This is a genomic window from Nocardia sp. NPDC003183 (assembly GCF_053590715.1).
Window position 1 is genome coordinate 1 of the sequence record NZ_JBSFTG010000034.1, and the last position, 12870, is coordinate 12870.

13 protein-coding genes are annotated in these 12870 nt (G+C 60.4%); 8 read left to right on the plus strand and 5 right to left on the minus strand.

Features of this window, described 5'->3' with window-relative positions; all coding sequences use genetic code 11:
- Positions 1–387: 387 nt before the first annotated feature.
- From ACWDXS_RS35410 to ACWDXS_RS35420, 3 genes are read right to left on the minus strand one after another with little or no spacing between them, the layout of a single operon-like run.
- Positions 388–1482, minus strand: a complete 1095-nt coding sequence (locus tag ACWDXS_RS35410; protein ID WP_449972695.1) for an amidohydrolase family protein — start codon at positions 1480–1482, stop codon at positions 388–390.
- 7 nt (positions 1483–1489) lie between these two features.
- Positions 1490–3091, minus strand: coding sequence for a phytoene desaturase family protein (locus ACWDXS_RS35415; RefSeq protein WP_449972698.1), 1602 nt, complete (start codon positions 3089–3091; stop codon positions 1490–1492).
- Positions 3088–3414, minus strand: a complete 327-nt coding sequence (locus ACWDXS_RS35420) for a DUF1330 domain-containing protein (protein WP_449972701.1) — start codon at positions 3412–3414, stop codon at positions 3088–3090. Before ACWDXS_RS35420 ends, ACWDXS_RS35415 begins: the two co-directional genes overlap by 4 nt.
- Positions 3415–4110: 696 nt before the next feature.
- Between ACWDXS_RS35420 and ACWDXS_RS35425 the strand changes: the two genes are divergently transcribed.
- From ACWDXS_RS35425 to ACWDXS_RS35450, 6 genes are all read left to right on the plus strand, one after another.
- Positions 4111–4305, plus strand: coding sequence for a ferredoxin (locus tag ACWDXS_RS35425; RefSeq protein WP_449972704.1), 195 nt, complete (start codon positions 4111–4113; stop codon positions 4303–4305).
- 4 nt (positions 4306–4309) lie between these two features.
- Positions 4310–5548, plus strand: coding sequence for an NAD(P)/FAD-dependent oxidoreductase (locus ACWDXS_RS35430; RefSeq protein WP_449972707.1), 1239 nt, complete (start codon positions 4310–4312; stop codon positions 5546–5548).
- Between the two features lie 57 nt (positions 5549–5605).
- A complete protein-coding gene (locus ACWDXS_RS35435) occupies positions 5606–6142 on the plus strand; it encodes a VOC family protein (RefSeq protein ID WP_449972710.1) in 537 nt (178 codons plus the stop codon).
- Positions 6143–6170: 28 nt separating this feature from the next.
- Positions 6171–7787 carry a bifunctional 3-(3-hydroxy-phenyl)propionate/3-hydroxycinnamic acid hydroxylase MhpA gene (mhpA, locus tag ACWDXS_RS35440; protein ID WP_449972713.1) on the plus strand — a complete coding sequence of 539 codons (1617 nt, stop codon included), beginning with the start codon at positions 6171–6173 and terminating at the stop codon, positions 7785–7787.
- A gap of 379 nt (positions 7788–8166) precedes the next feature.
- Positions 8167–8430 (plus strand): AMP-binding enzyme, encoded by a 264-nt coding sequence (locus ACWDXS_RS35445; RefSeq protein ID WP_449972716.1) that lies wholly within the window; start codon positions 8167–8169, stop codon positions 8428–8430.
- Positions 8427–8882, plus strand: a complete 456-nt coding sequence (locus ACWDXS_RS35450) for a MaoC family dehydratase (RefSeq protein ID WP_449972719.1) — start codon at positions 8427–8429, stop codon at positions 8880–8882. Before ACWDXS_RS35445 ends, ACWDXS_RS35450 begins: the two co-directional genes overlap by 4 nt.
- Before the next feature lie 201 nt (positions 8883–9083).
- Here the strand turns inward: ACWDXS_RS35450 and ACWDXS_RS35455 are convergent, their stop codons facing one another.
- Positions 9084–10025: a LysR family transcriptional regulator gene (locus ACWDXS_RS35455; protein WP_449972722.1), complete on the minus strand. Its 942-nt coding sequence runs from the start codon at positions 10023–10025 to the stop codon at positions 9084–9086.
- A 79-nt stretch (positions 10026–10104) separates the two neighbouring features.
- Between ACWDXS_RS35455 and ACWDXS_RS35460 the strand changes: the two genes are divergently transcribed.
- Positions 10105–11052, plus strand: coding sequence for a fumarylacetoacetate hydrolase family protein (locus ACWDXS_RS35460; RefSeq protein ID WP_449972725.1), 948 nt, complete (start codon positions 10105–10107; stop codon positions 11050–11052).
- 118 nt (positions 11053–11170) lie between these two features.
- Positions 11171–12094, plus strand: a complete 924-nt coding sequence (locus ACWDXS_RS35465; protein WP_449972728.1) for a VOC family protein — start codon at positions 11171–11173, stop codon at positions 12092–12094.
- A 320-nt stretch (positions 12095–12414) separates the two neighbouring features.
- Here ACWDXS_RS35465 and ACWDXS_RS35470 read toward each other — a convergent pair whose 3' ends face one another.
- Positions 12415–12651: a hypothetical protein gene (locus ACWDXS_RS35470; protein WP_449972731.1), complete on the minus strand. Its 237-nt coding sequence runs from the start codon at positions 12649–12651 to the stop codon at positions 12415–12417.
- Positions 12652–12870 lie beyond the last annotated feature (219 nt).

Consider the following 12870-nt stretch of genomic DNA (forward strand, 5'->3'; position numbering starts at 1 on the left):
TCATCGTGACTACTTTCTCTCTTATGGTGTCGCACGGACTATCGACCGCGCTTGAACCTCGCCCCAAGCCAGCACGCACACCGGACGAAGTATTTATTGGTTGCTGCGATACCACAGCGAGCGAAGGGTGTCTTCGAGATCGGCGTGGGCATTACCACCAAGCGCCAGGCCGATGGCGGTGAGTTTCGAGATCGAATCGGCAGCTGACGACTATAACCACGATCAGTCAGCATCATGACCGCAGCGCATAGACCGGATTCGCCGATGTGCCGAGAGGTAGTCTCTCGGCACATCGAACGAATTACGACCGGCATGAGCCGTCGAAACTGCATCACGGGGAACGCCATGTCGACATCACGTCTTGCCGTTCAACTCGCGGTTCGCGCCTCAGTGGCCCGGATCATCGAGCTTGAAAAGTCGTCGTGCATTCTGACTAGCGATCTTCTTGCGGTCCGGCTCCGATACCGGCATCGTTTTGAGAAATGCGGTGGCCTCTTCATACGACTCATACGGGTGATCACTCCCGAACATCATTCGATCGCTGCCGACTGCGTTCAAACATGCCAGGAGTGCGGGGTTGAAGAAATTTCCACTGCAGTTGTACCAGCAGTTGTCGGTGAGGTACTCACTCGGCTTTCGGTCCAATTTCGGATGCTCACCGAAAACATCGATATACGGCTTGAGATACGGGAAATCTAGCCGATACATCCAGAAAGGCAATGCCTCTCCGCAATGACCGATCATCAACTGGAGATCCGGATACGCATCGAAGACACCGGAGTAGATCATGCGACTGACTTGAACCGCGACCTCATGACCGAAGCCCAGACTCGGGCCGGGCAATGCCCATCCGAAGCCAAGGTACGGTGCCAGCATCGCATGTTGAGGAAGAGTCGGGTGGATGTTGATCGGCACGCCGAGCCTTTGCGCCGCTTCGAAAATCGGCCAGCATCGCTTATCGTCGAGATAATGTTCGCCGACGTGAGAGTGGATATTGACCCCCCGGAAGCCGAGATCCGACACGCACCGCTCGAGTTCGTTCGCGGACTCATCACCTCCGAACGGGGCAAGCGTAGCCAAGCCGATCAGTCGATCAGGATTCCGAGCGACCGCCTGACCGAGCACATCGTTGGCCTCCCTCGCCTGTTTGAGAGCCAGCTCAGTTTCGAACAGGTCCGTGCCGGGCGCAGTGAGGGAAACTACCTGCGCGGCAATGGAGTGCTCATCCATGAGCGCGATCCGGGCGTCCCCGAGCTCGAGCAAGCTGTCCTCGATCACTCGGGGATAGGGGCATGCGACATCGGGCGCACTCGGTTCCGGATAATATTTGCGCAACTCGCCGAGAACCTCTTGTCGCGGCGGTTCCGTACGACTTCTGAGAAGCTCCAAGTAGCCGTCAGTGAGATAGTGTGTTTCGCAATCGATAATTCCATCCATATTGCTTTCCTCACAGAGTTGAGTATCGACCGACATGGTCGTCATCAATTGATTACGCGGACAGGTTTGAGCGCGGAGGCAAAGTATCCACTTCACCGGGCTCGTTCATGAATTCGCGGGTGTCGATATTGAGATCATCGAGCACCACTCGCGCTGCGTTGCGGCCCGGCCACCCGGATACGCCCCCACCGGGAAACGTGCCCGCACCTGTCAGATAGAGGCCGGGAACCGGCATCCTATAAGCCGACCATCCAGGCACCGGACGGTTCGGTCCTGCCTGATCCGGAGTCATGTCACCGCCGAGGAAGTCACCTTCCACAAAATTGATGTTCATTCGTTCGAGATCTACCGGCGAAAAGACCGAACGGGCAAGCTCCAGCCCAGGCGTGTAGCCATCGACGCCAGCAGCGAACTGTGCGATCAGCTCATCCGCGAACCGCTCCTTCTCGTCGTCCCAGTTCGAGGGGTCTCCATCGAGCTGGTAAGGCACCACCGTCAGCAGTTTCAACACCGCATGACCGTCGGGCGCGCGTGTGCCATCGACGACAGAGGGACACATCGCCATCATCCAGCGGTCTGAAGCTGACAATCTGCCCTCGGCGATGTCCTCGCGCTGTCTGGCGATGCCGCTCGCCGTCCCGAAAGCGCCCACCGCAATCGGCAGTGCCCCAGCACTCGTGCGATACGTAGGGGTCTTTTCGAGCACCATATGAACCACGAAGACGGCCGCTCCGGCCTTCCAGGTGCGCAACCGTTCGAACTCGTCCGGGAGCCGTACGTTATCGAGCATCTCTTGGAGACGACTCACGTGCGCGCTGGAAACGACGGCGCGTTCAGCATCGAAACGCTTGCCGGTGGTGGTCGTCACGGCGACGGCGCGCCCTTGTTCCACCACGATCTTCTCGACTTGATGCCCACAATGAACGGACCCGCCATGAGCCTGGATCGCAGCAATCAGCGCGGCAACCAATGCCCCGGTGCCACCGACAGGGTGCGACCACGATACGCGCGACATCATGCCGGCCCAGTGCATGGGCAGGAACCCGGTTCCTGGTGGGTTCAGGGAATCGTGTGCGCCCGCCGCGACCAACATGGATCTGGTGCGCTCGTCCTCGAAACGCTCTTGAACCACCGCCGACGCGCTGGGCGCGATCAATCCTGCGAGCTTCTCGGCGATTTGAGGCGAACTGTCAGGCACGGAGCCGGGAGGGCCAGCCAACCGCTTGACGAACAAGGGTAGGACGTCTTCCCACTCCTCAACGAGCTCGACGAAAGCAGCCGCGTCCCGCGGCGAGTACCGGGCGATTTCTGCGGCAGTGTCCGAAACGCTTCGGCGACTGAGGACGGCGCTGCCATCGGCGGTGACAACCGCCATGACAGGATCCGGTGCGAGGTAACACAGGCCGTGTTCGGCGATCAGCCCCAGTTCGTCGGCTGCGATCAGCGGGTTGAACTGAAGTAGAGTGTGCAGGCTCGATGCCAAGTCGTGTACGTGGCCCGGCAGCAAATGCTCGTCCGATGAGATGCCTCCCCCTGGAGTATCCGCCGCTTCGAGGACAGTTACCCGGAGACCACCCCGCGCCAGGTAGGCTGCCGCGACAAGAGCGTTAGGGCCTGAACCGATTACCACCACGTCCGAGCTGGGCGCTGTCATTTCGAACCGCCTTCAAGGTTGTCGAGCGCACTCAGCAGCACCACGGTCGGGGTCATGATTTCTGCGCGGCGGGCCTGCAATGCCAAGTAGTCCGTCGACGCGAGCATCCGGTCGAGCGTCGCTCGGTCTGGCCATCTTTGGACCATCCCAACCGTCGGTACTCGCCCGGACGGCTCGAACACCCCCTGCAGCGTCTCTTCGTGTACACCACGAACCACGAACTCGCCACCGTACTTGCGAATAACACTCCGAGCCTGCTGACTGTATTCGTACCCCGCCTCACGATCATCTATTGTTGCAAAGCTCATCAAGTATAGAGACATGACCTTTCCATTCTTTGAGGATAGAATTTCTCCGCATGCTCGGTGCATATGCAGATTGCTGAACTGTCCGGTCTCGCAACGCACGACCACGACCGGATGTAATCAGAACTTGTCGCGGCTTTTACAATATGGCCACCAGAGTTCCATACCGTCAATAGGAAACAGCGAATACCTTGACAGTCATTTTCAGTGGCTGAAAGACACAGACTGTGAACATCCGCGGTGAGCGGCTCTCAGGGCTGAAGGGCTGTTATCACGCGACCCCGGGGCCGGCCGACAAGGTGTCGAAGAACCGGGACCATCGACTGCGAAGACCGAACCTTCGGATGACGTCGATACCTCCAGGCAGGTTTCGAAGCGACAACACGCACGCCATCAAAGGTGTTAGATGCCAGGTCCGCCGCGGTATCTCGGCCTCGGACCGGTCACTGGTGTCATCCAGATCCGTACGGATCTTGACAGATTCTCACTGTCAACCACCCGAGCAAGAGTGTTGGACGTCACACCCCATCGGGCGTGCAATGGATCATGTGACAAGTCAGTGCCAACCATCGCAGGATCCGAGAGGTCGTGGTTCGACTTGTCGAACCTGCTCGCGTTGCATTCGACTCCAACCGCCGAAGATCCTCTCGCAGCGGATCCATCCCTGATAGATCCGCTCCGATTGGTCAACGACGACTAACAAAGGACTTCATAGTGAAACTGCGTGTCGACCGAAATCTATGTCTGGCCACCGGAATGTGCGCCGGATTCGCCGCTGACGCTCTCGATCTCGACGAGAACGGCAATCTTCTCATCCTCAACGAGAACCCACCTTCCGCTATGCACGAAGATATTCAGCAGGCGATACAGGCATGCCCTGTGCAGGCGCTTTCCCTCAGTGAGGTTTGACACGATGGTGAGGCAATCCCCTCGCCATGTCACCGTGGTCGGTGCTTCTACCGCAGGCTTGGCGGCCGTACAAAGCCTACGACGGCGAGGGTTCGAAGGCGGCATCACCCTCATCGGCGACGAACCGGTGCAGACGTACCAGCGGCCCGCGCTGTCGAAGCGCTTCTTGACCGATGAAAGTACAGAGTCAGCCGACATCCGGATGCGCTGGAACGAGGCGGACGCGAGCGCCGAATTGGGCGTAAGCGCAACCGCTTTGGATCCAGTTCAGCGCCGCATAGTCCTGCGAGAAAACAGCAGTGGGCGGCAGTTCGTCCGCGACTTCGATGGCCTCGTTATCGCTACTGGCGCGCGCGCCCGGAAACTCCCACTGGATACGCCGCCCGGCGTACACGTGCTGCGGACGATGAACGATGCACTCGCGCTGCGCGAGGATCTCCGCCATCAGCCCCGGGTCGTTGTCGTAGGTGCAGGATTCGTGGGGAGTGAGGTCGCCTCTTCCTGCCGCTCACTCGGTCTCGACGTCACCGTCATCGAGACTGCGTCTGCACCTATGGAGCGCGTCCTCGGATCACAAGTAGGAGAAACTCTCGCGGCGTTGCATCGCGACAACGGTACTCGGCTTCGGCTGGGGATCGGCGTCACCGGGTTCACAGGCCGCGAACGTGTCACTGGCGTGTGTCTGGCGAACGGCGAGATTGTGCCGGCGGATGTCGTGGTGGTGGGAATCGGCGCTCAGCCCGCCACCGAGTGGCTGATCGGTAGCGGGCTACATCTCGACGACGGCGTGGTATGCAAACCCGATTTGTCGGTAGCTGATCGGATAGTCGCCGCCGGCGACATTGCGCGTTGGCCGCATCATCGCGACGGCACTCTCGTGCGGGTCGAGCACTGGGACAACGCAATACGTCAGGCTGATACCGCCGCTGCGACGTTGTTGGCTGCTGACGGTGCCGCGCCGAACTTCGCGGAGACCAGCATGGTCTGGTCGGACCAATATGATTGCAAACTTCAGTTTATCGGCCGCCCACGACCCGACGACGAGGTTTCGATCGTCGAGGGCGATTTGGGGAGCCGACGTTTCGTAGCCGTCTATAGCCGGGCTGGACGAATGACGGCCGCGTTACTTGCGTCGAGCCCACACCGGCTACGCGAATACCGAGCAGCGATCGCTGCCGCGGATGCTGACCTGACCGCGTCGGACAAAGCACCCAACTTTCCGGCCCTCACGCACCAAGGATGAGGACTACGCCCCGTCGCCCTCACTCTGCCCGAACTCTCTCTACAAGGAGAAAAGACCATGACCGGCATCACCCATCGCTCGACCCGCAAGCCTCTCCTGAAGACGACTTTCCTCTCACACGGCACACTCGAATCCCGAAATCTCCCCGCGACCAGGCGATTCTACGAAGAAGTGCTTGGGCTCGAGGTGGTCCAGCAAGCTCTCAACGCACTCATGGTTCGACTCGGCAGTAATCACTGCTACGCCGTGGTCGAGACACCGACCAATGAGCAGGAGATGTCGATGCTGAACCACAACGGTATCGATATGGGCAGCGAGGAAGAAGTCCGGGAAGCGTACGAAATTCTTCAAACGGTCAAGGACGACTACGGCATCAAGAAGCTCACCAAGCCTCTCCGCCAGCATGGCACCTTCTCCTTTTACCTGCACGATCTGGACGGAAACTGGTGGGAGATCTGCCACCTTCCTGCAGGTGGCTACGACTTCCGATTCAACGAAAACGTCGACCTGAGCGGACGCGACGACCTCACCCCCGAGGAGATTCAGTCGCGCTTCTTCCGACCGGAGGACCACACCTCCCCGACGTCCAACTGATAAATCCTGCTACTTCATCGAGGTTCTCGTGCAAACGGAAGTGACGACGTCCTGGGATTACGACGTCATCGAAATCGGCTTCGGCCCTTCTGGGCAGACAATGGCTGCTCTACTCGGCCAAAAAGGTCACCGAGTCGGCGTTTTCGAGCGCTGGCCGACCGCGTATCCGTTGCCGCGGGCGGGTCATGTAGATCACGAAATCATGCGAATTCTGCAATCCATCGGAGTCACCGATGATTTCGAGCCGCACGCCATCCCCATCCCCGGCTACGACTGGTTCAGCGGTAGCGGAGAAATGCTACTCCACATGGATTGGACCCAGCCTTCTCCCTCGGGCTGGCGGTCGGACTATTTGATGTTCCAGCCCGATCTCCAGGACGCCCTGCTCTCCGCCGTAGGAAGACACCCTTCCGTCGATTTGCACTTCGGGTGGGTAGCCACCGGCGTCCGCCAATTCGACGACCATGTCGAGGTCGACCTCGAACACGGAACCAGCACCGCGGCGGGATGGGCACCCGACGGCGTGCGCCGGACTGTCACTGCCGCATTTCTCATCGGAAGCGATGGCGCGAACTCTGTCGTTCGCACGGAGACCGACATCGACTGGGTCAACCTCGGCTTCGAGGAGAACTGGCTCGTCGTCGATGTAGAACCCCACGACCCCGAGCTCGAGATCGATATGCCCGCGGCCGGCCAGTACTGCGACCCTGAGCGTCCAGTATCCACATTCCGGTGGCTCGGTCGGGCGCACTCCCGGTGGGAGTTCATGCTCCTGCCGGGAGAGACCGCTGACGAAATGACCGCGAAGACCCGCTGCTGGGATCTTCTGTCTCGATGGAAGGTCACCTCCGATAACGCGACCATTATCCGGAGCACCGTTTACACCTTCCGATCGATGCTCGCCGACTCCTGGCATCAGGGTCGCGTCTTCCTTGTCGGCGACGCCGCACATCTGATGCCCCCTTTCTTGGGCCAGGGCATGTGCTCGGGAATCAGAGATGCCATCAACCTGGCGTGGAAGCTCGACCTCGTGCTCTCCGGACGGGCCGAGCAACCGCTCTTGGACACCTACACCGTGGAACGCCGCCCCCATGTCAAGACCGTAATCGATCTGTCGGTGGAACTCGGTCGCGTGGTCTGTGTCTCCGATCCTGACCAGGCTGCAACTCGCGACGCTGCTTTCCGCGAAGGTCATATGCCGCCGCTTCCACCATTTCCCCATCTGACGGACGGCATCTTGCACCGCGGGATCGACCACCGACCGACACAGGCCGCCGGGAAACTCAGCGTCCAGCCACGAGCCCACTACCTCAGGCGAACCGGGCTCCTGGACGACCTCATCGGAACTGGATGGACGTTGCTGAGCCGGGTTCCGCCGCGCCGACTCGAACTGAGTCCTGAACATCTGTCATGGCTGGACAAACTGGGCGCGAAAGTACTACACATCTCGCAGGCCAAAGTCGCCGGCGCCGTGATCGACATCGATGGCAGTGCAACCAGATGGCTCGACGAGCTCGACGCCGACCTCGTGCTTGTTCGTCCTGACTTCTACGTATTCGGTGCTGCACGCGCAGCGAACGCGGCTGACCTCGTCGAATCGCTGCGAAAGGTGCTGGCACCGTATCTGATAGACATCCCAGCATGAATCTCCACGCGCTATCGGAAGAAAAATCCGAAACCAACCCGGAGCGATCGAATTCGTGATGAGAAGCTCAGCAATCCACAGGCCGTTGCGATTACCGTCTCCTTCGCACAGTATCGCATCCCCGACGGTCGATCATTGCTGTGGCCGATAGCTAAGCGGATTCATCAGTAGCTAGTCGACGGGAGGGTTCTCAACTACGGCCGGCTTGTACTGCTTCGCGTACAAGCCGGCCGTAGTTGTCGTATCGAAAGTATTTTGCTCGGTTGATATTGGCACGTGCTCCCGCATCCGATACCGACCCGCGGACTCTTGACAGCATCTCAATGTCAGTGACTAGCCCAGCGAACTCCGACGATAGTCGGGTCGCAGGATCGCGGTGATGACGGCGAACTTGTCCGGATTCGCTCGCGGCATCCGCGCATGTGGCGGTGGAGTGCCCGACCCCCACTACGGTGAGGAGGTCGTGGCGGTCGTCGTGCCCGAGGGCGCGCTGACCGAGCGGGAAGTGATCGACTTCGCCAAGCAGCAGGTCGCGAAGTACAAGTACCCGCGCCGCGTCGAATTCGTGACCGAGCTACCCCTCGGCCCCACCCATAAAGTTCTCAAACGCGCACTGCGCCAACGTTTCGGAGGAACAGCATGACCACGGATTTCGCTGATCTCGACGCCCTGCGGGCGGCGGTCGGCACCGAACTCGGCCCCAGCGACTGGATCACCGTCGACCAGCGTCGCATCGACCTGTTCGCCGAGGCCACCGACGATCACCAGTGGATCCACGTCGACGCCGAGCGCGCCGCCGCGGGCCCCTACGGAACCACCATCGCCCACGGCTTCCTCACCCTGTCGCTGATCGTGCCGATGACCCAGCAGATCATGACCGTCAGCGCGGCGAAGGCAGGCATCAACTACGGCCTCGACCGAGTCCGCTTCCTCACTCCCGTCCCGGTCGACAGCCGTATTCGCGCCCACCTCACGCTCACCGAGGTCACCGAGGTCACCGGCGGCGTCCAAGTCCACCGTCACGTCACCGTCGAGCTCGAAAACGCCGACCGCCCAGCGTGCGTGGCCGACTACATCGCTCGCTACATGCTCTGAGGCTTCATTGCAATGAGATTCTGATACCACGGGCCTCGCCGGTGGCACCAGCGGAGATGAGCTCCGATCGCAACGTCTATTTGTCGTAGCTGCGGTGGTCGGCGGCGTTCGATGCTCGTTACCGAGCCACCTCGCTCGGCGATCGCTCACCTGCGCGAATGAGGTGGGATATCCCCCACCCAGTCCGCACTGCGTGCCTGTTCAGACTTGATCAGTATCGGGTAGCCAGTACTCGCAAACAGGTAGCGTGAGCCACTGCTTCTCTACCGCAATCTCGTGAATCAGACCGATCGCTCTCCGCAGTCGAGCTGGAGTACGTCCGTGCGATCGCCAGACGACGCCAATCCGGGCGAGCGGCACGGGATCCACCACAGGCCTCAGCACAACACCATCCGGAACTGGCGCCGTCAACGGGGCGAACCCAGGCGCATGACGACGCAGCACTGCGGCGTTCGCCGAGCCTCGACCGTGGCCATGTGTCCGCCACCCTATGGTCAGGCCAAAAGCAGCTACAACCTCATCATTCCAATTCTCCCACTCCACAGCTTCTTCTGCGGTATGCAGGATGAGTGGATAGGCCACCAGGTCTGCCATAGGCACCTGTTCGAGCACAGCTAATTCGTGATCCGCGGGCAAAGCAACACCCAGAGCCTCTATACGCACCGTGTGATAGCTCAAGCCAGAAGGTAACGTACGACCAAGGCTCGGCACTCGGCCGAACGCAAGATCGATCCGGCCGTCTGCCACAGACGAAAGAGAGCCGGTGAGACCTTGCCCTTGAACGATTACCAACTCGACATCGCTCATTCTGATGCCCAACTCCTGGGCTATCACGCCGGTGGTGAGTCCCTCGGTGATCACGTCCAGACGCAATGGCGGCGTACTATTCTTCAGTTCCCCGAGTAGCTCCTGAGAATCGGTGAGCAGAATCCGTCCGCGGCGGACGAACAGCTCACCCGCTGGAGTGATTTCGACGTGTCGGCGATCGCGCAAGAAGAGTCTCACACCCAACCGGGTTTCCAAGCTGTCGATCTGCGCCGACAGTGTCTGCTGAGCGATCTGCAAACGTGCAGCAGCACGCGCAAAATGCAGTTCATCAGCAAGAACAACGGCGTAGCGAACCAATCTCAAATCCAGATCCATGGTCTCTTCACAGTAGATGACTGTCAATTCTCCGGTCAAGGAGTTGGACGATCGCTCGCCACAGGCGTGAAATCGATAGGTGGAAGCGTGTCAGTTTCAATCCCCATACAGCGCGGTCGCAGATCGAGGAGCTATACCCGTGGTCAATTTCGGACTGGTCAGCATCGTTCACAATGGCGAATCATGCCTTGCAGCAGCGGTCGGCGACGTCGTTCATCCCCTCGCTCAGCTGCTGACAGGCACCTACCCGTCCTCTCTCGAAGACGCCTTCCAGTGCTGGGATGATTTGATCATCACTATCGCCTCGAATCTCGAGGGGCCCGATGCCGCATCCTCTGCCGTACCGGCAGCGCAAGTCGAGTTCCGAACTCCGACAACAGCTAGCCCGAGCATCTGGTGTGCAGGGGCGAACTACACCGACCATGTCGCGGAGATGGGGGTGTCCGACATCGAGAAGATTCGGTCCTTTCATTTTCTGTCGCCTACCACGGTTCTCAACAAGCATCGCGGCGTAGTGCATCGACCTGCCGGTGTGACCCAACTCGATTGGGAGATCGAACTCGCAGTTGTCATCGGACGCACCGCACGGCGCATCGTCGCCGAGGAAGCACTGTCCTACGTCGCTGGGTACACGATCGCGAACGATGTTTCCGTCCGTGATCCCGACGTGCTGATCCACCCCTTCTTCGGCGTCGACTGGACATCGACGAAGAATCCCGACGGGCTGACGCCGATCGGCCCGATGCTGGTTCCGGCCCGATTCGTACCCGACCCCGCGAACCTGGACCTCTTGCTCACCGTCAACGGGCAGTGTCGCCAGGACTCCAATACCTCGCTCATGATCATCGACGTACCAGCTCAGATCGCTGCCCTGTCCAACCTTGTCACCCTGCGACCGGGCGACATCATCCTCACGGGCACCCCAGCCGGCACGGCTGCTGCCCACCAAGGGGCCTACCTGGCCGACGGGGATGTGGTAGTCGCCACGATCGAGGGCTTGGGGACCCTGGAGAACGTCATCGCCTGACCGTTACGGCTTGCAGTTCGCGAGTGCCGTAGCAGCCGTGCGCGGTCCTCGTTGCTCGATGTTCCACCCACGATCAGTGATCACTGACCCACGCAAGACTTTATGAAGGAGCTCGGCAATGTCGCTGCACCGACTGGCCTCGGTCACCATCGGAGTACCCGATCCCACCGCGACCCGCGACTACTACACCGAATTCGGACTCGCCCCAGCAGAGGGCGGTTGGCTCACCACACGAGACGCAGGCAATCAACTGCGCCTGGTGGCCGCCCCGAGCCGCCGTCTCGTCGAAATCGTCATAGGCGCGGATGATTTCGACGACGTGGCTGCGGCGGCTGTCCGACTCCGCGCTCTGGGTCTACGCGCGGAGCTCACTGCTGACTCAGTCAGTGCAGTGGAGCCGATCGCTGGCTTCCGAGCCGTCATCCAGGTCGGCGATCGCTTGACTCAGCCTGCCCAGATCGCCCCTTCCACTAACGGTCCTGGCCGGATCGAACGCCAGAACGCCCGTGCCGCCGGCGTATTGCGGGAGACTCCGGTCCGTCCCCGCAAACTGGGCCACGTCGTTGTGGGTTCGATCGACTACGAATCAACCCGCCGATTCTTTACCGACGGGCTCGGGTTCAAAGTCTCCGACGAGATCAAAGGCCTCGGTGCATTCCTGCGCTGCTCCACCGACCACCACAACGTTCTCGTATCGAAAGCTCCGGTCAACTTTCTGCATCACACCTCCTGGCAGGTCGACGATATAGACGAAGTGGGCCGCGGCGCGACCGCGATGCTCGAGGGAAACCCGGAACGCCACGTCTGGGGGCTCGGCCGCCATCACGTGGGGTCGAACTTCTTCTGGTACCTGAAAGATCCTGCCGGGAACTTCTCCGAGTACTACTCGGACTTGGACTCCGTCCTCGATGACCAACTCTGGACACCTGAAGCCTTTGAAGGAGCCAAAGCCCTCTTCAACTGGGGGCCGCCGCCTCCGCCGTCATTTTTGGAACCCGAAGACCTGGCCGGGCTGATGACCGGCGCACACCACATCAGCTGATTCCGATTCGAATCACTCGGAAAACGATATCGATGTCGGCTGATTCGGCGCAGTCGACGTCGATATCGGACGGGCAAATCTCCTCGGTGGTATGACGCACGCTCGAGGCGGTCTAATCCCTGGACCGTCCCAGCGATGCCGAGATCCGACGCAATGACTCGACGTCGCGCCGACCTCACCGAACAGCCGGCTCTGCGCGACGACGCCACACCGCCCGACCCGGCTCGTCAATATCGGAGCCTAAATCACCTTCCGTGCACCGGGTTTGGTGACGCTCCCCATGGGGGTCTTGTCGATGTCGAGTGGGTCCGGCAAGGACATCAGGGAATCACCCAGTTACGTTCACAAGGAAGGCGCGGCAGCAACAATGCTGCGGTATCGGCGCACACCGTGGCGATGGCGTTGGTGTGAGTGGCATTGAATGCGGCCACAAACCGGCATGCTGCGCTCGCACAGGCCTCGTACAACAGATCCAGTACCTCGCCACCGATATCTGGCCAGTGAATCTGGACGATGACGTCCGGCTCTACGAATTTAGGTGTGAAATGCTCGAACATAGTGTGTGCCAAAAGGGAGTCGTTGCCGTGGCGTGTCCACGTCTGACGAATGCCGCTGTGCGTCCTGAACGGAGCCGGTCCGCCGCCGAAGGTGCCCTCGGCGGCGGTGTGTGACTACTTCACCGGGGCTGGGGCGTTGATCGTCGTGAAGTACTGCACCGCAGCCATAATCGCGACCGGAGCAGTCACGAACAGCTGACCCAACACCGTCCCGATCGC